Annotated in this window: 19 protein-coding genes; 16 read left to right on the top strand and 3 right to left on the bottom strand. The window is 59.2% G+C overall.

Annotated elements, in window-relative coordinates; translation table 11 throughout:
• The 3 genes from ACIQ3A_RS09905 to ACIQ3A_RS09895 all read left to right on the top strand — a co-directional run.
• Positions 1-426 (top strand): NAD(P)(+) transhydrogenase (Re/Si-specific) subunit beta (locus ACIQ3A_RS09905; RefSeq protein ID WP_396431579.1); only part of this gene is annotated, 426 nt, incomplete at its 5' end.
• Positions 427-609: 183 nt separating this feature from the next.
• Positions 610-2,292: a long-chain-fatty-acid--CoA ligase gene (locus ACIQ3A_RS09900; RefSeq protein WP_396431578.1), complete on the top strand. Its 1,683-nt coding sequence runs from the start codon at positions 610-612 to the stop codon at positions 2,290-2,292.
• Between the two features lie 90 nt (positions 2,293-2,382).
• Positions 2,383-3,144, top strand: coding sequence for a 5'-methylthioadenosine/adenosylhomocysteine nucleosidase (locus ACIQ3A_RS09895; RefSeq protein WP_396431577.1), 762 nt, complete (start codon positions 2,383-2,385; stop codon positions 3,142-3,144).
• Between the two features lie 7 nt (positions 3,145-3,151).
• Here the strand turns inward: ACIQ3A_RS09895 and corA are convergent, their stop codons facing one another.
• The gene (gene corA, locus ACIQ3A_RS09890) at positions 3,152-4,138 is read right to left on the bottom strand and encodes a magnesium/cobalt transporter CorA (RefSeq protein WP_396431576.1); all 987 of its coding nucleotides are present in this window, start codon (positions 4,136-4,138) and stop codon (positions 3,152-3,154) included.
• Positions 4,139-4,293: 155 nt separating this feature from the next.
• A complete protein-coding gene (locus ACIQ3A_RS09885; protein ID WP_396431575.1) occupies positions 4,294-5,505 on the bottom strand; it encodes a patatin-like phospholipase family protein in 1,212 nt (403 codons plus the stop codon).
• A gap of 58 nt (positions 5,506-5,563) precedes the next feature.
• On the opposite strand from ACIQ3A_RS09885, the gene ACIQ3A_RS09880 reads away from it, so the two are divergent.
• The 4 genes from ACIQ3A_RS09880 (at position 5,564) to hprK (ending at position 8,940) form a co-directional block, all read left to right on the top strand.
• Positions 5,564-6,784 carry an MFS transporter gene (locus ACIQ3A_RS09880; protein ID WP_396431574.1) on the top strand — a complete coding sequence of 407 codons (1,221 nt, stop codon included), beginning with the start codon at positions 5,564-5,566 and terminating at the stop codon, positions 6,782-6,784.
• A 236-nt stretch (positions 6,785-7,020) separates the two neighbouring features.
• Entirely contained in the window at positions 7,021-7,350 is a 330-nt protein-coding gene (hpf, locus tag ACIQ3A_RS09875) for a ribosome hibernation-promoting factor, HPF/YfiA family (RefSeq protein ID WP_396431573.1), read from the top strand.
• Positions 7,351-7,505: 155 nt separating this feature from the next.
• Positions 7,506-7,973 carry a PTS sugar transporter subunit IIA gene (locus ACIQ3A_RS09870; protein ID WP_396431572.1) on the top strand — a complete coding sequence of 156 codons (468 nt, stop codon included), beginning with the start codon at positions 7,506-7,508 and terminating at the stop codon, positions 7,971-7,973.
• Between the two features lie 25 nt (positions 7,974-7,998).
• A complete protein-coding gene (gene hprK / locus ACIQ3A_RS09865) occupies positions 7,999-8,940 on the top strand; it encodes an HPr(Ser) kinase/phosphatase (protein ID WP_396431571.1) in 942 nt (313 codons plus the stop codon).
• Positions 8,941-8,956: 16 nt separating this feature from the next.
• Here the strand turns inward: hprK and fur are convergent, their stop codons facing one another.
• Positions 8,957-9,385, bottom strand: coding sequence for a ferric iron uptake transcriptional regulator (gene fur / locus ACIQ3A_RS09860; RefSeq protein ID WP_396431570.1), 429 nt, complete (start codon positions 9,383-9,385; stop codon positions 8,957-8,959).
• An 85-nt stretch (positions 9,386-9,470) separates the two neighbouring features.
• Here fur and ACIQ3A_RS09855 point away from each other — a divergent pair, with 85 nt between their 5' ends.
• From ACIQ3A_RS09855 to ACIQ3A_RS09815, 9 genes are all read left to right on the top strand, one after another.
• Positions 9,471-10,001, top strand: coding sequence for an outer membrane protein assembly factor BamE (locus ACIQ3A_RS09855; RefSeq protein WP_396431569.1), 531 nt, complete (start codon positions 9,471-9,473; stop codon positions 9,999-10,001).
• A 60-nt stretch (positions 10,002-10,061) separates the two neighbouring features.
• The gene (gene dapB / locus ACIQ3A_RS09850) at positions 10,062-10,877 is read left to right on the top strand and encodes a 4-hydroxy-tetrahydrodipicolinate reductase (RefSeq protein WP_396431568.1); all 816 of its coding nucleotides are present in this window, start codon (positions 10,062-10,064) and stop codon (positions 10,875-10,877) included.
• A gap of 22 nt (positions 10,878-10,899) precedes the next feature.
• A complete protein-coding gene (locus ACIQ3A_RS09845; protein ID WP_396431567.1) occupies positions 10,900-11,544 on the top strand; it encodes a MotA/TolQ/ExbB proton channel family protein in 645 nt (214 codons plus the stop codon).
• Between the two features lie 3 nt (positions 11,545-11,547).
• A complete protein-coding gene (locus tag ACIQ3A_RS09840) occupies positions 11,548-11,973 on the top strand; it encodes an ExbD/TolR family protein (protein ID WP_396431566.1) in 426 nt (141 codons plus the stop codon).
• Between the two features lie 58 nt (positions 11,974-12,031).
• Complete coding sequence (leuS, locus tag ACIQ3A_RS09835) at positions 12,032-14,728, top strand: leucine--tRNA ligase (protein WP_396431565.1); 2,697 nt, start codon at positions 12,032-12,034, stop codon at positions 14,726-14,728.
• 13 nt (positions 14,729-14,741) lie between these two features.
• Complete coding sequence (gene lptE / locus ACIQ3A_RS09830; RefSeq protein WP_396431564.1) at positions 14,742-15,350, top strand: LPS assembly lipoprotein LptE; 609 nt, start codon at positions 14,742-14,744, stop codon at positions 15,348-15,350.
• A 20-nt stretch (positions 15,351-15,370) separates the two neighbouring features.
• On the top strand, positions 15,371-16,423 hold the full coding sequence (gene holA / locus ACIQ3A_RS09825; protein ID WP_396431563.1) for a DNA polymerase III subunit delta: 1,053 nt from the start codon (positions 15,371-15,373) through the stop codon (positions 16,421-16,423).
• Between the two features lie 30 nt (positions 16,424-16,453).
• Positions 16,454-17,734, top strand: a complete 1,281-nt coding sequence (locus tag ACIQ3A_RS09820; protein ID WP_396431562.1) for a glutamate-5-semialdehyde dehydrogenase — start codon at positions 16,454-16,456, stop codon at positions 17,732-17,734.
• A gap of 125 nt (positions 17,735-17,859) precedes the next feature.
• Positions 17,860-18,406, top strand: a 547-nt coding sequence (locus tag ACIQ3A_RS09815) for a glutamate--cysteine ligase (protein WP_396431561.1), incomplete at its 3' end; no start/stop codon positions are given.

Here is an 18,406-nt window from a genome sequence, read left to right as displayed (position 1 = left end):
CACACGGTGTTTGAAATCACCAAATACCTGCGCGAAAAAGGTGTGAACGTTCGCTTTGGCATCCACCCGGTGGCCGGACGGATGCCGGGCCACATGAACGTTTTGTTGGCTGAGGCCAAGGTGCCCTATGACATCGTGTACGAGATGGACGAAGTCAACGACGACTTCCCCGACACCGATGTCGCCATCGTCATTGGTGCCAATGACATCGTGAACCCGGCCGCGCAAGACGACCCGACCAGCCCGATCGCCGGCATGCCAGTGCTTGAAGTCTGGAAGGCCCGCACCAGCATCGTGATGAAGCGTTCCATGGCCAGTGGTTATGCGGGCGTGGACAACCCGCTGTTTTACAAGGACAACAACCGCATGCTGTTTGGTGACGCCAAGAAAATGCTCGATGAGGTGTTGATGGCTTTGAAGACGTAACACCATTGCCGGTGGTCCATGACTTTAATCCGAAAGGGGAGGCACTGGCCTCCCCTTTTTCTTGGTCTGTTCAATAGGCGTTTGCAAGCTTGACTGTCGGGTATTTTCTGGCGTAAACCCTGACGTTTTGGGCGTCAGTTTTTTGTCAGATTTACGTTAGACTGAGCCACAGGAGAACCCCACATGAACCTGAATCCCGTTTGGCTGAAGAGTTACCCCGAAGGCGTACCAGCCGACATTGATTTCGGCCAATACAGCTCCTTGGTGGGCTTGTTAGAAGAGAGTTTTTCCAAGTACGCCAGCCGTCCCGCCTACAGTTTCATGGGCAAGGAAATCAGCTATGCCCAGACCGATCAGGAAAGCTTGGCCATGGCGGCTTATCTGCAATCCCTGGGCTTGAACAAGGGCGATCGCGTCGCGGTCATGATGCCCAATGTGCCGCAGTACCCGGTGGTTGTGGCCGCCATCTTGCGTGCAGGTTTTGTGGTCGTCAACGTGAACCCGCTGTACACAGCCCGCGAACTGGAACACCAGCTCAAGGATTCAGGCTCCAAGGCGATTGTGATCATCGAAAACTTTGCCGCCACGCTTGAAAAATGCATCGCCCAAACGCCTGTCCAGCATGTGGTGCTGGCGGCCATGGGGGACCGCCTCGGCTTGCTCAAGGGCAGCCTGGTCAATTACGTGGTGCGCAACGTCAAGAAGATGGTGCCCGGTTTCAACTTGCCCCAGGCGGTCCGATTCAATGACGCCTTGTCCAAAGGTCGTCAACAGGCTTTTCGCAAACCCGAGTTGTCGCCTGATGACATCGCTGTTTTGCAATACACCGGTGGCACCACGGGGGTGTCTAAGGGCGCAGTGCTGTTGCACCGCAACGTGATTGCCAATGTGCTGCAGTCTGATGCCTGGAACGAGCCGGTCATGAAGCGCATTCCAGCCGGCGAGCAGCCCACATCGGTGTGTGCTTTGCCGCTGTACCATATCTTCGCTTTCACCGTGAACATGATGCTGGGCTTGCGCATGGGCGGCAAAACCATCCTGATTCCCAACCCGCGCGATTTGTCTGCAGTGCTCAAGGAATTGTCCAAGCACACCTTTCACAGCTTGCCCGCCGTCAACACCTTGTTCAATGGCCTGGCCAACCACCCCGATTTCGGCACCGTGAACTGGTCCAACCTCAAAGTGTCACTGGGTGGTGGCACGGCGGTAACGTCCAATGTCGCCAAGCTTTGGCTCGAGAAAACCGGCTGCCCGATTTGCGAAGGCTACGGACTGTCTGAAACCAGCCCTTCGGCCAGTTGCAACCCGACCACCAGCACCGAGTTCACCGGCACCATTGGCGTGCCCTTGCCTGCGACCTGGATGAAGCTTTTGGACGACGACGGGCAGGAAGTGACTGAGCTCGGGCAGCCTGGCGAGATCGCCATCAAGGGGCCACAGGTCATGGCGGGCTACTGGCAGCGTCCCGATGAAACGGCCAAGGTCATGACGGCGGACGGGTACTTCAAGTCCGGTGATGTCGGCACGGTGGACGAGCGTGGCTATTTCAAGATCGTGGACCGCAAGAAAGACATGATTCTGGTCAGCGGTTTCAACGTCTACCCCAACGAGGTGGAAGAGGTGGCCTCTGAGTGTCCGGGCGTGCTGGAGTGCGCGGCGATCGGCGTGCCTGACGAGAAAACCGGCGAGACGGTCAAGCTGGTGGTGGTCAAGAAAGACCCGGCATTGACCGAGGCCCAGATCATGGCCTATTGCCGAGAGAACATGACCGCTTACAAACAGCCGCGGGTCATCGAGTTCCGCACCGAACTGCCCAAAACCCCAGTGGGCAAAATCTTGCGCCGTGAACTGCGCAACAAGGCCTGAGCTAGCCGGCTGGCGGCGAGCCTGCCGATACATTTCAAAGCGGCTCTTGCAGCCGCTTTTCTTTTGACGCGTTGATCCAGGGGGTAATCCATGGCGGTGATCGGCATCATGAGTGCCATGCACGAAGAGTTGGCCGCTGTGTTGGCTGAAATGCCTGATGAGCAGCGCGTGACGGTCGCAGGGCGAGACTTCTGGGTGGGCCACTGGCAAGGGCATTCGGTGGTGGCCGTGTTGTCGCGCATTGGCAAAGTGGCGGCAGCGACCACGGCCACGCTGCTGCTGGAGCGCTTTCAGGTCGACACCATGGTCTTTACCGGCGTGGCTGGCGGCCTGGGGCCAGGCGTGCGCGTGGGGGATGTGGTGGTGGCCTCCGGTTTTGTGCAGCACGACATGGACGCTTCGCCGCTGTTTGCGCGGCACGAGGTGCCGCTGTATGGCCGAGCCCGCTTTGATGCCCATGCAGACCTGTCAGCGCAGTTGGCCAACGCCAGTGTGCAGGTGCTGCATGCTGCCGAGCGGCATCTTGGCCGTGACACCCTGACGCAATTTCAATTGAACGCGCCTCGGGTGCATGAGGGGCTGGTGATCAGTGGTGACCGGTTTGTTTCGACCCGCGCAGAAAGCCAAGCTTTGCGCCTGGCTTTGCCCGAGGCTTTGGCGGTCGAGATGGAAGGCGCTGCTGTGGCCCAGGTGTGCCATGACTACCAGGCGCCCTTTGCCGCGGTGCGCACGATTTCAGACCGCGCTGATGACATGGCGCACGCTGACTTCAATCGGTTTATCCGCGAAGTGGCCAGCCGTTATAGCCTGGCCATTTTGTCGCAGTGGCTGGCAGATCGTCAGCCGGGCTGACCAGGCATCACTTGAGCCAGCCGCGCCGGCGGAAATACCACATGGGGACCACGGCGCTGGCCACCATCAGAGCCAGCGCATAGGGGTAGCCCCATTTTTGTGACAGCTCAGGCATGTACTGAAAGTTCATGCCATATAGGCTGGCAATCAGGGTGGGGGGCAGCAAGGCCACGCTGGCCACCGAGAAAATCTTGATGATCTTGTTCTGGTTGATGTTGATGAAACCAACGGTGGCGTCCATCAAGAAGTTGATCTTGTCGAACAAAAAGGCCGTGTGCGAGTCGAGCGAGTCGATGTCACGCAGAATCTGGCGAGCCTCTTCAAATTGCTCGGCATTCAGCATTTTGGAGCGCATCATGAAGCTCACGGCGCGGCGGGTGTCCATCACGTTGCGGCGGATGCGGCCATTCAAGTCTTCTTGCCGAGCAATCGCGCCCAGCACTTCACCCGCCAAGGCGTCGGTCACATCGCCCGACAACACTTTTTTGCCCGCTGTTTCGAGTTTGTCGTAGATGCCCTCCAGCGTGTCGGCCGAGTACTCGGCATCGGCGTCAAAAAGTTTGAGCAGTACTTCCTTGGCGTCTTCAATCAGGCCCGGTGCACGGCGCGCGCGCATGCGCAGCAAACGGAACACCGGCACGTCTTCGTCGTGGATAGAAAACAGCACCCCTTGACTTTTCAGGTTGGCATTGTGCTGGTTCAAAATGAAGGCGCAGCGCACGGTGCGCGGCTCGTCTTCGTCGGCAATCAAGAAGTCAGACCGGATGTGCAGCTCGCCGTTGTCTTCTTCGTAGAAGCGGGCCGACTCTTCGATGTCTTCGTCCATCGCGTCTTCCGGAATGGACAGGCCAAAGTACTGTTTGATCCAGCGTTTTTCTTCCAGTGTGGGGGACTCCAGGTCCACCCAGATGGGCTGAAAGCGGGAGAGTTCTTCCAGAGACTCGATCTCTTCCTGGAAGAGGCGGCCGTTGACGAGGGTAAAAATGTTGAGCATGGCGAATCCGAAAAATGGCCAAGTGCCAAAAGTTCAAAGGGCGGCGAAGGGTTTGCTGCAGCTTTCGAACCATGGGCGGGGGTGCTCAACGTGTTCGAAAGCTACCGACTCGGTGTAGTTTCCACGGCAATGTGTCTCCAGTGTGAATCGGCGAATTATCGCACCGGATCTGCGCTGCGGGGCTCAAAAAATGCCAGTATCTCTTCGGATCTGGCCTTCACATCGGCTTGTCCCAGTGACAGCAGCGCTTCAATGAAACCAGGCTCAAACAGCAGATAACTGGCCAGAGCGGCCCCGCTGCCTTGCAAGGCCCCCAGGCCTTCCAGCACCCTGACGATGGGCCTGGGCAGTGAGTGCACATGGTCTTGAGCCAGGGCGTCGAGCGAGGCGCTGGGCTGCAGACTCAGGACCTCGACCGCACGAAAAGGCAATTCGGCACGGATGCTGTCAGGCAAAAGACTCAAGGACAGGTTGATGCGGGCAATTTGCGCCACATCGGCCTCCAGGGTGTCGTGAAATACGCTGGCCATGGCGTGACCAGCGATCGTTCCCAGTGAGGGGCGCCCGTTGCCATTGCGCTGTCCGCCCAGGGTCGCTCGCTGGGGTTGTCCCACGCCAATCGCCAAAACCCGGTCAGCACCCAGGTGCACAGCAGAAGACAGGGGAGAAATCTGCCGCATCGAGCCGTCGCCGAAATACTCCATGCCGCCATCGACCCAGAGCGGGGTAGACGGGAAAATGAACGGAATGGCACTGGAGGCCATCAGGTGTTCGATGGTGATGGGTTGTTGTTCGGCGCGTCGTCCAGGTCGGCTCCAGGGAATAGGCTGGCCATCGCGGGTCTGACAAAAAGTCCAGTGGACACCGCTTGTGTAGCTGGATGCTGTGACGGCCAAGGCGTGCAACACGCCGCTTCGCAGGGCCGTATCAATCCTGTCCAGAGCGATCGCTTTGTGCAAGGTGTTGACCAAAGCCAGACTGTCCATGGCGGCAGCCTGTTGGCGCGCAGACAGCACCAAACCCAGGGCCGTAGCCCAACGGCTAAATTTGGCCAGAGGGGTTGAGGGCAGGCGGTAAATCGTTTCAGTGCGGATGGCCGACCAGAAGTTGGCCAAATCGTCCAGACCGGTCAAGCCGTCCATGGCCTTGCTGGCCAAAAAGGTGGCGTTCAAGGCCCCTGCCGATGTGCCGGCCAACACTTGAAATGGAAAGTGCCGAGCCTGGCCTTTTTGCCTCAGCAGTTCCCCAATCGCTTGCAAAGCCCCTGCTTGGTAGGCCGTTCGGGCGCCGCCACCCATGAGCACCAGGCCATGCACTGGCGGGTGTCCAGCGGCCAGGGCCTGAGGCTTCAAACTGTCAATGTGCATGGCTGGCAAAGGTTTGTTCTGGGGGTGTTAGATTCGATCAACTCCATTGCATTGTTCCATGACCCCTCACTTGACACCGCGGCGAGAGCGCTGGCTGCTCTTCACGCTGGCTGGCATCCAGTTCACCCACATCCTGGATTTCATGATCATGATGCCGCTGGGGCCTCAGTTCACCGCCTTATTTCACATCAGCAATGCCCAGTTTGGTTTGCTGGTCTCCGCCTACACTTTGTCGGCAGGCCTTTCCGGGCTCATGGCGGCCACCTACATTGATCGTTTCAGCCGCAAACGATTGCTGCTGGTGATGTACGCCTTGTTTGGCCTGGCCACCCTGGCTTGTGGCCTGGCGCCCGATTACCTTTGGTTGATGCTGGCCCGTGTGGCCGCGGGTGTGTTCGGGGGCGTTTTGTCGGCTTTGTCTCAGACCATCGTGGCCGATGTGATCCCCTTTGAACGCCGAGGACGGGCCATGAGCGTGGTGATGACCTCGTTCTCCGTGTCCACGGTGGCGGGAGTGCCGCTCGGCCTTTTCTTGGCGGCACACCTAAGCTGGCATGCGCCCTTTTTTGGCATCGCCTTGCTGGTGGGTCTGCTGTCCCTGGGGGCTTGGCAAACCTTGCCCCGTCTGGATGCGCACCTGCACCATCCCGACCGGACTGGCGTCTGGCGAGGCATTGGGCAAGTGCTGGCTGAGGCCAATCACCTCAAAGCCTTCGGTGTCTCGGGTTTGATGATGTTTGCCGCTTTCACGGTCATTCCCTACATCACCATCTATTTGCAGTCCAATGCCGGTATGCAGACCGCTGAAGTGCCCTGGATCTACCTGTGTGGGGGCGTGGCCACCTTGCTCAGTGCGCGCTATTTTGGCCGTTTGACGGACCGGGTGGGCAAAGTCCGGGTGTTCCAACGCCTGGCTTTGGCGGTGGTATTGCCCTTGATGGCCACGACGCTGTCTCAAGGTTTGCCGCTGTGGGGCTTGTTGGCGATATCGACCTTGTTTTTCACCGTCATGAGCGGCCGCATGATCCCCGGCATGGCCATGATTTCATCTGCCGTAGAGCCGCGTTTGCGCGGTATTTTCATGACGCTCAACTCGGCCGTGCAATCTGCCTCCATGGGCCTGGCGGCCTTGGTGGGTGGCCTCATCATCGGGCGAGACGACCTGGGTCAGCTGACGGATTACTGGGTAGCGGGATTGTTGGGCACTGTGGCCAGCGTGCTGAGCGCCTGGCTGGCGGGGCGTTTGCGCCTACATGGTGCCCCTGCCGCCGCGGTTTGATGGGTGCCGGTGGCAGGTTGTTCAGCTTGCAGAATTGGGTGCGAAGAACCAATTCGAACAATAGCACTGAAAAGCCTGTTCGGGGATAAATGACGCGGCCTTTAGGGGTTTACTTTGGGCTGCCTTGCTTTTCCATGGCATGGCGCGCATAGTGAAGTTGAATCACCCGGCTGGGTGGTTTCGGAGCCCTGCTTCGGCGGGGCTTTTTTTACCCTGATTCCATGGAGGCGACGACTATGAATTTAACCATCAGCGGGCACCATCTTGAGGTGACCCCGGCCCTGCGCCAGTACGTCACAGGAAAGCTTGACCGCATCATGCGGCATTTCGACCAGGTGGTCGATGTCAAAGTGCTGTTGTCCGTCGAAAAACAGAAAGAAAAAGAAAAACGCCAACGCGCTGAATGCAACATCCATGTCAAGGGCAACGACCTTTTTGCAGAAAGTGCCCATGAAGACCTGTACGCCGCTGTGGATGAGCTGGTGGACAAACTGGACCGCCAAGTGGTCAAGCACAAAAACCGCATCACCGACCACCATCACAGTGCACCCAAGCGCATGATGTGATCAAGCTTTTTGTTGTTCAAGATGGGGCCACGGGAAGTGGCCCTTTTTTATGGGGGTGCTGGGTTCCTCATCGGTCTCAACAAGTGCCCAGGGTCCCAGACCAGGGTGGCGAATGACTTTCGGGACCGCGCAAGGTGCATAATCCGGCCTCGAACATGAATCGTCTCTCATCCATATTGCCTGTTGCCCAAGTTCTTGTCGGGGTGGAAGCCACCAGCAAGAAACGCGCATTCGAAGAAGCCGGACTTCTCTTTGAGAACCTGCATGGGTTATCCCGTGCCTTGGTCACCGACAGCCTGTTCGCCCGTGAACGACTGGGTTCGACCGGCTTGGGTCACGGCGTGGCCATCCCACATGGCCGAATCAAGGGCCTGAAAGCCCCCATGGCGGCTGTTTTCCAGTTGGCCCAACCGATTGGCTTTGACGCGCCCGATGAGCAACCCGTCAGTTTGCTGATTTTCTTGCTGGTGCCTGAAGCGGCCACCCAAAAGCACCTGGAGATCTTGTCCGAGATCGCCGAGTTGCTCAGTGACACCGTCCTTCGGGAAAAGATCAAGACCAGTTCGGTCCAGGAGGACCTGCACCAGTTGATCGCCCAGTGGCAGTCGGCTCAAACTGCCTGAGTGGGCGCAAGCCGGAGCATTTGCCATGAAACCCTCCGTCATCAGCGCCGACGTCCTGTTTGAGGACCATCGCAGCAAGCTGAAGTGGCAGTGGGTTGCCGGCCTGGGCGCTTCGGAGCGGCGGTTTGACGAAGTGGCGGTCCGTGAGGCCCGTTCAGGTGCCGATTTGGTCGGTTACCTCAACTACATCCACCCCTACCGGGTCCAGATCTTGGGGCCCCGCGAAGTCGCCTATCTGACCAACGCCACCCCAGAAGACTGCGCGCGCCGAATCGCGCGGATCGTCACGCTGGAGCCACCGGTCCTGATTTTGGCCGATGGTCAGGTCGCGCCGGATGCCCTGTTGTCGATGTGTGAGCGCGCTCAAATTCCGATGTTTTCCACCGACCAGTCATCGGCTTTTGTCATCGATGTGCTGCGGGCCTATTTGTCCAAGCACTTTGCTGACCGCATCACCATGCATGGTGTGTTCATGGACATTTTGGGCATGGGCGTGCTGATCACGGGTGAGTCGGGCCTGGGCAAGAGCGAATTGGGTCTGGAGCTGATATCTCGTGGCAACGGCCTGGTGGCCGACGATGCCGTCGATCTGTACCGCATCAACCAGACCACCATTGAGGCGCGCTGCCCCGACTTGCTGCAGAACCTGCTCGAAGTGCGTGGCATCGGCTTGCTTGATATTCGGGCCATTTTTGGCGAAACCGCTGTGCGCCGGAAAATGCGCCTGAAGCTGATTGTTCACCTGGTGCGACGCGAAACGCTGGAGCGTGATTACGAGCGCTTGCCGTCTGAGCCCCTGGTGCAAGATGTCCTGGGCATTCCGGTGCGCAAAGTGGTGATTCAGGTGGTGGCGGGGCGCAACATTGCCGTGTTGGTGGAGGCGGCTGTGCGAAACACCATTTTGCAGATGCGCGGTATCGACACTTACCAGGATTTCATCGACCGGCAGCGCCGCGCCATGGAATAAGTTCTCCCTTGTCGGCTCAACGCGTGCGGTGAGGGCAGGGGCTTTGTATGCAATGGGCATACAGACTCAAAGCATGGTCGGCGATCACAAACCCCTTGGCCTCGGCTACAGCTTGCTGTCGTGACTCGATTTCCGGGTCATAAAACTCCTCGACCCGACCGCAATCCAGGCAAACCATGTGGTCATGGTGCTGACCCTCATTGAGTTCGTAGACCGCTTTGCCGCTTTCAAAGTGGTTGCGGTTCAAAATCCCGGCCTGCTCGAATTGGGTCAGGACCCGATACACCGTGGCCAGGCCAATGTCCTTGTGCTCCAGCAAAAGTTGACGGAACACATCTTCAGCGGTCATGTGGCGTTGGGCGCCGCTTTGGAATACCTCCAAAATGGTCAGCCGGGGCAGCGTGGCTTTCAGCCCATTGCTTTTCAGTTCGTCGATTTGGGTCATGGTCAAAAGTGTCTGGGTGTACAAGACCGGGCCGGGCATGAAGCTGCCGCTACAATCATTCGATCATATCGGCCAGCCCTCAACCATGACAGTAACCCTGACTTTCCCTTTCACGGGCGCACGCCTGGCCATGCTCTTTGTGTGCGCGAGTTTGGCAGCTTGTGGCAGCTTGAGCCGTGACACCTTCAAGCCCTATGTGCCCGAGGTGGTGCAAGGCAATTTTGTCGCCAAGGAGCAGCGTCAGGCGCTCGTTCTGGGCATGGCGCGAGCGCAGGTACGCGACATTCTGGGCACGCCTTTGGTGACCAGCCTTTTCCATGCTGACCGCTGGGACTACGCCTTCAGCATTCGCCGCCAAGGTGTGCCAGCCCAAAACTTTCAACTCACCGTCTACTTCAAGGGCGATGCGCTGGCTTCGATAGAAGGCGGCGAATTGCCCAGCGAGTCCGAGTTTGTCGAACGCTTGGTTGTCCAGCGCAAGGCTGCCAACATTCCTAGCCTGCAGGCGAGTGAAGAAGAATTGAACAAGTTCCCGGTGAAAAAGGCGCCAGGCGATGCCGGACGCGCTCCAGCGCTCCCGGCCTCTTACCCCCCTTTGGAGCCAACACCCCGTTAAGGGGTGCCCAGCTCGGGCCGGAAGCCCGAGGGCGTGAGAATTTTTCATTTAAGAAATCACATGAGCCAATTGACCGATTTGCCGATCACCGTTGCTGGGGCTTCTGGCCGCATGGGGCACATGCTCATCGAAGCCATCATGGCCTCGCACGACTGCCGCCTTGCGGGCGCGCTGGACATGGCTGCCAGCGCAGCGCTGGGTCACGATGCTGCGGCCCCTTTGGGCAAAGCCAGCGGTATTTTGGTGACGTCTGACCTGCATGCGGGCTTGAAAAATGCCGCTTGCCTGATTGATTTCACGCGCCCCGAAGGCACCCTGGCCCACCTCAAGGTTTGCCGTGAATTGGGCGTCAAGGCCGTGATCGGTACGACCGGCTTCACCCATGAACAAAAAGCCGAGATCGCAGAGATTGCCAAGGACATCGCCATCGTGATGGCCCCCAACATGAGCGTCGGCGTCAACGTCACCCTCAAGCTGCTGCAAATGGCTGCGCAAGCCATGTCGACCGGCTACGACATCGAGATCATCGAGGCCCACCACCGCCACAAAGTGGATGCACCATCAGGCACCGCGCTCAAGATGGGCGAAGTGATCGCTGAGGCCATGGGCCGAGACCTGAAAGACTGCGCGGTTTACGAGCGTTACGGCCACACCGGCGAGCGTGACCCCTCCAGCATCGGTTTTGCCACCATCCGGGGCGGTGACATCGTGGGCGACCACACCGTGTTGTTCGCTGGCATTGGCGAACGCATCGAAGTGACCCATAAATCCTCCAGCCGCTCCACCTATGCACAAGGCAGCCTGCGGGCCGTGCGCTATTTGGCCACGCAGCAGCACGGCCTGTTTGACATGTTTGACGTGTTGAGCTTGCGCTGAGTTCTCGCAGACCGCCGCCTCCATGAGTCTCAACGAATTTTTGCTGCACAGCGATCTCGTCAGCCGGCTGCTGGCGCTGGCGCTGCTCGCATTGTCGGTCGGCAGCTGGGTGGTGATGGTTTGGAAATGGCGTTTGCTGGCCCGAGCCGGAGTGGATGTGCGTCGCAGCATCGCCGCTTTTTGGCAGGCGCCGGCTTTGCATGAAGCCCAGCAACGCGTGGCGCAGTTTGACCGCGATGCCTGCATGGCACCCTTGCTCGAAGCCACCTTGCTCCCGGTGGGTGGCTCGCTGGCTAGTGCCGGAGACCGTCACCAACAACTGACCCGAGTGTTGCGCGATGCCCTGCAAGGCGTGGTGCGGCGCTTGCAATGGGGCCAGGTGTGGCTGGCAACAGCCGGGTCCATCTCGCCATTTCTGGGTCTTTTGGGCACAGTTTGGGGTATTTTCAACGCGTTGACAGGCATGGCCGATGCCGGGCAGTTGACCATCGACAAGGTGGCGGGGCCAGTGGGCGAGGCCCTGATCATGACCGCTGCCGGCCTCGCGGTGGCCATTCCGGCGGTGCTGGGCTACAACATTCTGGGTCGCAAAGTGAATCAGATCGAGGCCGAACTCGAGGGCTTTGCCCATGATCTACGTGGCCTCTTGGCCGATTCGCGAGACTGAGCCATGGCCTTTGGTCGCCTGGACTCCTCGAAACCGGATGCGCCCATGAGCGAGATCAACGTCACCCCCATGGTGGACGTGATGCTGGTGTTGCTGGTCATTTTTATCCTGACGGCCCCTTTTATGAGCAGCGCGATACGCCTGGACTTGCCCCAAAGCGAAGGGGGAGAGGCCGGTGCAGCCCCGCAAGCTGTGTCCTTGGTGGTGGATGCCCAAGGTGCCTTTTACCTGAACGACCAGCCCATCTCGCCAGAGGCGCTGCGCCAGCGTTTATCAGCTGCAGCCCAGCGCAATCCGAACACCGAACTGGAGCTGCGTGCAGACCAGTCTGTTCCCTACGGCCGGGTGGTGGAGGCCATGGGGCTGGCGCAAAAAGCCGGGCTATCGCGCATCGGTTTTGTGGCGCAGACCCAAGCCCGCAAGCCCTGACGCTGTCGTGCGTGTCAGCGGGCGGGCCATTCCACCCGAGCCCCTACAATTTAGCCCTATGCAAGACAAGTACAACCACCTCGAAGTCGAACCCGCAGCACAGTCCCGCTGGACGGCCCGCGACGCTTACCGTGTCACCGAAGACACCCGCAAAAAGAAGTTCTACGCTTGCTCCATGCTGCCCTACCCCAGCGGCAAGCTGCACATGGGCCATGTGCGCAACTACACCATCAACGACATGCTGACCCGCAGCCTGCGCATGAAGGGCTTTAACGTCCTGATGCCCATGGGCTGGGACGCTTTTGGCCTGCCTGCAGAAAATGCCGCCTTGAAAAACGGTGTCCCGCCTGCCAAGTGGACGTACGAAAACATCGCATACATGAAAAAGCAGATGCAGGCGATGGGCTTGGCCATCGACTGGTCGCGCGAAGTCGCCACCTGCGACCCGACGTATTACAAGTGGAACCAGTGGTTGTTCCTGAAGATGCTCGAAAAAGGCACCGCTTACCGCAAGACCCAGGTCGTGAACTGGGACCCGGTGGACCAGACCGTGCTGGCCAACGAACAGGTGATTGACGGCAAAGGCTGGCGCACGGGCGCACCGGTTGAAAAACGCGAAATTCCTGGTTATTACCTGAACATCACCGCCTACGCGCAAGAACTGCTCGACCATGTGCAGATCGGCAACGACAAGGCCACATTGAACGGCTGGCCGGACAAAGTGCGTCTGATGCAGGAAAACTGGATCGGCAAGTCTGAGGGCGTGCGTTTTGCGTTTGCGCATTCGATTCAGGGCACCGATGGCGCCTTGATTGGTGACGGCAAGATGTATGTCTTCACCACCCGGGCTGACACCATCATGGGCGTGACCTTTTGCGCCGTGGCCGCTGAGCACCCGCTGGCCAGTCACGCCGCAGCGTCCAACCCGGCTCTGGCGGCCTTTATAGAAGAGTGCAAAACCGGCGGCACCACCGAGGCCGAGTTGGCCACACAAGAGAAAAAAGGCATGGCCACGGGCTTGTTCGTCTCGCATCCGCTGACCGGCGCGCAGGTCGAGGTGTGGGTGGGCAACTACGTGCTCATGAGTTATGGCGATGGCGCCGTGATGGGCGTGCCCGCGCACGATGAACGCGACTTTGCGTTTGCCTTGAAATACGCGCTGCCGATCCGGCAAGTGGTGTCCGTCAAGGCGCAGGTGTTTGATGCCACCGTGTGGCAAGAGTGGTATGGCGACAAGCAAAGCTGCGTGAACATCAACTCTGGCGAACTGGACGGCTTGAACCAAAAAGCAGCGGCCAACAAAGTGGCCGACTTGCTGGCTGCCAAAGGCCTGGGCGAGAAAAAGACTACCTGGCGTTTGCGCGACTGGGGTGTGAGCCGCCAACGCTATTGGGGCACGCCGATTCCGATCATCCATTGTGCCGAGCACGGCGCTGTGCCCGTGCCCGAAAAAGACCTGCCGGTGGTCTTGCCGCAAGACTGCATCCCGGATGGTTCGGGCAACCCGCTGCTAAAGCACGAAGGGTTCCACGCGGGCGTCACTTGCCCCGTGTGCGGCCAACCTGCCCGCCGCGAGACCGACACCATGGACACCTTTGTGGACTCGTCTTGGTATTTCATGCGCTATTGCGACCCCACAAACACCGACAAAATGGTCGCAGAGGGGGCCGATTACTGGATGCCGATGGACCAGTACATCGGCGGTATCGAGCACGCTATCCTGCACCTGCTGTATGCCCGTTTCTGGACCAAGGTCATGCGCGATCTGGGCCTGGTCAAAGTCGATGAGCCTTTCAGCAAACTGCTCACACAGGGCATGGTGCTCAACCACATTTATTCCCGTCGTACCGCCAAGGGGGGCAAGGATTATTTCTGGCCGCACGATGTCGAACATGTGCTCGACGAAACCGGCAAGATCATCGGCGCCAAGCTCAAAAACGAAGCGGACAGCAGCGACGGCAAGTTGCCCGTGGGCAGCGCCATTGACTACGAGGGCGTGGGCACCATGTCCAAGTCCAAGAACAATGGGGTTGATCCGCAAGACCTGATTGAAAAGTACGGCGCTGACACCGCCCGTCTTTACACCATGTTCACCGCGCCCCCCGAGGTGACACTGGAGTGGAACGACTCGGCCGTGGAGGGCAGCTACCGCTTCTTGCGCCGGGTCTGGAACTTTGCCTTCAAGCACCACGAACTGCTGCGATCGGCGACGGCCAAGGATCTGAGCCAGGCCAGCCTGGGTGACTCGGCCAAGGCCTTGCGCCGCGAGGTGCACCTGGTGCTCAAGCAAGTGGGTTACGACTACGAGCGCATGCAATACAACACCGTGGTGTCGGGTTGCATGAAGCTGCTAAATGCCCTGGAAGATTTCAAGCCAGCGGACGGCCACTTCAGCGAAGGTGACACCGCGGCACTGTGCGAAGGCGTCTCATTGTTGATGCGCATGCTTTACCCCGCTTGCCCGCACATCACCGACGAAATATGGAAAGAGCTCGGATTTGCCAAGACCGTGGGCGAGTTGCTCGATGCACCCTGGCCTGAAGTGGACGAGTCTGCACTGGCGCGTGACCAGATCGAACTGATGCTGCAGATCAATGGCAAATTACGGGGCGCCATCCTGGTGCCAGCCACCGCCGACAAAGCGCAGATCGAGCAGATGGCGCTGGCCAGTGAAGCGTTCGTCAAGCAGGCCGCTGGGGCTGTACCCAAGAAGGTCATCGTGGTGCCAGGCCGTTTGGTCAATGTGGTGATTTGAGAGCACTGACCCCATGAAACCCGCACGACGACTTTTTTTGACCTCGCTGGGTGTGGGCATGTTGCCCGCCTGGCTTGCAGGCTGCGGGTTTCAGCTGCGACAAACCAACGACTTCGCCTTCAAAACCCTTTACGCCAATTTCTCTACCACATCGCCTTTGGGCGTCGAACTTCGGCGCAATTTACTGGGCTCGGGCCGCATTGACCTGTGGACCGAGCCGAAGTTGATGCTCAAGGCCGATGCGATCCTCGACATCCTCAGCGAAGAACGCCAGCAGGTAGCGGTGGGCGTGAGCGCGACAGGTCAGGTGCGGGAGTTGCAATTGCGCCTGCGTGTGCGGTTTCGCCTGCGCACCCCGCAAGGCCTGGAGTTGATCGAGCCGGTGGAGTTGTTTCAACAGCGCGATTTGAGCTTCACGGAGACCGCGGCGCTGTCCAAGGAAATCGAACAAGCTATTTTGTACCGCGACATGCAGACCGACATCGTGCAGCAGATCATGCGACGCTTGTCTGCGGTCAAGCCGTACAACGCGGTGCCGCCTTCGCAGACGACAGCGCCTGCTGCAGCGTTGCAGCCTGTAGCGCCCGCCGCTGCCTTGCCTAAACCAGCAGCCAAGCCTTGATGCTTGTTGCCTGAGCGCTCATGCAATTGGCCCTTCCTCAGTTGACGGCACACCTGCAAAAGGGCTTGCGCAGCCTTTATGTTTTGCATGGCGACGAGGCGTTGTTGATCCAAGAGGCGGCCGATGCGATTCGGGCCAGTGCTCGGGCACAGGGCTATACCGAACGCAGCGTGCACACCGTCTCGGGTGCGCATTTTGACTGGAGCGAAGTACAAGCCGCAGCCGGCTCGCTCAGCCTGTTTGCCGACAGGCAAATTGTGGAGGTGCGTGTGCCCTCGGGCAAGCCAGGCAAAGAGGGCAGCACCGCCATTCAGCAATTGGCGGCTTCTGCCCAAGGCAACGACAGCACGCTGACCTTGTTTTTATTGCCGCGTCTGGACGCTGCCACCCGCAAAGGGGCCTGGTTTGGTGCCTTGGAAAACGGGGGCGTGTCGATCCAGGTCGATCCGGTGGACAGGAATGCCTTGCCTCAGTGGATCGCCCAGCGCCTACAGCAGCAAGACCAGCGTGTGGTGGCGGGCGAAGAAGGCCAGCGCACCCTGCAGTTTTTTGCCGACCGCGTGGAGGGCAACTTGCTGGCGGCGCACCAGGAGATTCAAAAGCTCGGCTTGCTTCACCCGCCAGGTGAACTCAGCCAGGCGCAGGTCGAGTCTGCCGTGGTCAATGTGGCCCGTTATGACGTGTTCAAACTTTCTGAGGCTGTGTTGTCGGGTCAGGTGGCTCGGGTGCAGCGCATGCTGGATGGGTTGCAGGCTGAAGGTGAGGCGGCGGTGCTGGTGCACTACACCTTGGCCGAAGACATCCGCGCCCTGAAACGCGTGAAAGACGCTATCGCCAGCGGCAAGCCCATGCCCATGGCCCTGCGTGAGCAGCGTGTGTGGGGGCCGCGCGAACGCTTGTTTGAACGCGTGTTGCCCCGTATGACCGAAGCCCGACTGAATGGCCTTTTGCAAGCGGCGCACCAGGTAGACGGCATCGTCAAAGGCCTGAAGGTGCCTGACTGGCCCACGGATGGCTGGCAGGCTTTGCAGCGTTTGGCTGTGCGGTTTTCCCGGTTTTGCATTGTGCGCTGATGGGTATCGCGCATCTGCGAAAATGCCTGCATGACTGAATTGAACACTGCCGAACACGTCCAAGCCCTGGGTCAGCAAGCCAAAAAAGCCGCCGCCCTGATGGCCAAGGCCTCGGCCGCCACCAAAAACAAGGCGCTGCGCCATCTGGCCACTTTGTTGCGTGACAACACGCCAGCCCTGCAAGCCGACAACGCCCGCGACCTGGAGCGTGCCCGCGCTGCGGGTCTGGCCGAACCCATGTTGGACCGCCTGAAACTCACCCCTTCGGTGCTGGAGACTTGCGCCCAGGGTTGCGAGCAATTGGCCGCCATGCCCGATGCGATTGGCGAGATCACGGGCATGAAACAAGTCCAAAGCGGCATCCGGGTCGGTCAGATGCGGGTGCCGATTGGCGTGTTCGGCATGATTTACGAAAGCCGTCCCAACGTGACCATCGAAGCGGCCAGCCTGTCCATCAAGAGCGGCAACGCCTGTATCTTGCGCGGTGGTTCCGAGGCCATTGAGTCAAACAAGGCTTTGACGCAGCTGGTTCAGTTGGCGCTGGCCCACAGTGGCTTGCCCACCGATGCTGTGCAATTGGTACAGACCACTGACCGCGAGGCCGTGGGGCAGCTCATCGCCATGCCGCAATATGTGGATGTGATCATTCCTCGTGGTGGCAAGGGCCTGATCGAGCGCATCACTGCTTCCGCCAAGGTGCCCGTTATCAAGCACCTGGACGGCAATTGCCACATCTATGTCGACGATCCTTGTGACATCGAGATGGCCGTGAAAGTAGCGGACAACGCCAAAACCCAGAAATACAGCCCCTGCAATGCCAGCGAAAGTCTGCTGGTCGCACGGGGTGTGGCGGGCGAATTCCTGCCCAAAATTGGCAACATTTACGCTGCCAAAGGCGTGGAAATGCGTTGCTGCCCCAAATCCAAGGCGATCCTGAGCCAAGTCACAGGGGCCAACCTGAAAGACGCTACGGAGCAGGACTGGTTTGAGGAGTATCTGGCCCCCATCATCAGCATCAAAGTGATCGAAGGTCTGGACGAGGCGATTGCCCACATCAACCACTACGGCAGCCACCATACCGAAGCCATCCTGACCCGTGACCACATGCACGCGCAGCAATTTTTGCGCGAGGTGGATTCGTCCAGCGTGATGGTGAATGCAAGCACCCGATTTGCCGATGGATTTGAATACGGCCTGGGTGCCGAAATCGGCATTTCGACCGACAAATTCCACGCCCGTGGCCCGGTGGGCATTGAGGGGCTGACTTCCCTCAAATACGTGGTGCTGGGCGAAGGCGAAGTCCGCAGTTGACCGCCTGGCTTCTTGTTGCGAGGTCGAAATGTCCTTCGCTTGTGTCCGGTCAGTGCTTGCAAAGTCGCTGACCGGCCCCATATCATTTCAGTGTTTTTGTCTCTTCAGCCCGATAAAGGTCGCCCATGGTTCCCCATCTTGTCACTGCCCTGACCGGCCCCATCAATGAGCTGGAGCAGCGCATCCTCGACTCCATGCCTGCGATCGAACGCTGGTTCCGTCTGGAGTGGATGGAGCACACGCCCCCTTTCTACACCTCGGTGGATATCCGCAACGCGGGCTTCAAGTTGGCCCCAGTGGACACCAACCTTTACCCCGGGGGCTGGAACAACCTGACGCCTGAAATGTTGCCTTTGGCGGTGCAGGCGGCACAGGCGGCCATCGAGAAGATCTGTCCTGAGGCCAAAAACCTGCTGATCATTCCCGAAAACCACACCCGCAACACCTTCTATTTGGCCAACGTGCTGCAGTTGCAGCGCATTTTTCACATGGCGGGATTGAATGTGCGCTTGGGCTCGATCAACCCGGAGATCAAAGACGTCACCACCATTGATTTGCCCAACGGCGAAAGCATCACCCTAGAGCCCGTGGTGCGCAGCAAACACCGTGTGGGCCTGAAAGACTTCGACCCATGCACCATTTTGCTCAACAACGACCTGTCGGCGGGTGCAC

It is taken from the genome of Limnohabitans sp. (genome assembly GCF_044361985.1).
Classification (GTDB): domain Bacteria; phylum Pseudomonadota; class Gammaproteobacteria; order Burkholderiales; family Burkholderiaceae_C; genus Limnohabitans_A.
Note: the sequence above shows the minus strand (reverse complement) of the source record. Positions and strands in the feature narration are given on the sequence as shown.

What these genes read in the sequence shown, in the direction of transcription:
- hpf (WP_396431573.1), top strand. Translation starts at nt 7,021, where the DNA reads ATGAATTTAACCATCAGCGGGCACCATCTTGAGGTGACCCCGGCCCTG.
- ACIQ3A_RS09880 (WP_396431574.1), top strand. Translation starts at nt 5,564, where the DNA reads ATGACCCCTCACTTGACACCGCGGCGAGAGCGCTGGCTGCTCTTCACG.
- lptE (WP_396431564.1), top strand. Translation starts at nt 14,742, where the DNA reads ATGAAACCCGCACGACGACTTTTTTTGACCTCGCTGGGTGTGGGCATG.
- ACIQ3A_RS09885 (WP_396431575.1), bottom strand. Translation starts at nt 5,505, where the DNA reads ATGCACATTGACAGTTTGAAGCCTCAGGCCCTGGCCGCTGGACACCCG.
- fur (WP_396431570.1), bottom strand. Translation starts at nt 9,385, where the DNA reads ATGACCCAAATCGACGAACTGAAAAGCAATGGGCTGAAAGCCACGCTG.
- ACIQ3A_RS09820 (WP_396431562.1), top strand. Translation starts at nt 16,454, where the DNA reads ATGACTGAATTGAACACTGCCGAACACGTCCAAGCCCTGGGTCAGCAA.
- ACIQ3A_RS09870 (WP_396431572.1), top strand. Translation starts at nt 7,506, where the DNA reads ATGAATCGTCTCTCATCCATATTGCCTGTTGCCCAAGTTCTTGTCGGG.
- leuS (WP_396431565.1), top strand. Translation starts at nt 12,032, where the DNA reads ATGCAAGACAAGTACAACCACCTCGAAGTCGAACCCGCAGCACAGTCC.
- hprK (WP_396431571.1), top strand. Translation starts at nt 7,999, where the DNA reads ATGAAACCCTCCGTCATCAGCGCCGACGTCCTGTTTGAGGACCATCGC.
- holA (WP_396431563.1), top strand. Translation starts at nt 15,371, where the DNA reads ATGCAATTGGCCCTTCCTCAGTTGACGGCACACCTGCAAAAGGGCTTG.
- ACIQ3A_RS09855 (WP_396431569.1), top strand. Translation starts at nt 9,471, where the DNA reads ATGACAGTAACCCTGACTTTCCCTTTCACGGGCGCACGCCTGGCCATG.
- ACIQ3A_RS09845 (WP_396431567.1), top strand. Translation starts at nt 10,900, where the DNA reads ATGAGTCTCAACGAATTTTTGCTGCACAGCGATCTCGTCAGCCGGCTG.
- corA (WP_396431576.1), bottom strand. Translation starts at nt 4,138, where the DNA reads ATGCTCAACATTTTTACCCTCGTCAACGGCCGCCTCTTCCAGGAAGAG.
- ACIQ3A_RS09900 (WP_396431578.1), top strand. Translation starts at nt 610, where the DNA reads ATGAACCTGAATCCCGTTTGGCTGAAGAGTTACCCCGAAGGCGTACCA.
- ACIQ3A_RS09840 (WP_396431566.1), top strand. Translation starts at nt 11,548, where the DNA reads ATGGCCTTTGGTCGCCTGGACTCCTCGAAACCGGATGCGCCCATGAGC.
- dapB (WP_396431568.1), top strand. Translation starts at nt 10,062, where the DNA reads ATGAGCCAATTGACCGATTTGCCGATCACCGTTGCTGGGGCTTCTGGC.
- ACIQ3A_RS09895 (WP_396431577.1), top strand. Translation starts at nt 2,383, where the DNA reads ATGGCGGTGATCGGCATCATGAGTGCCATGCACGAAGAGTTGGCCGCT.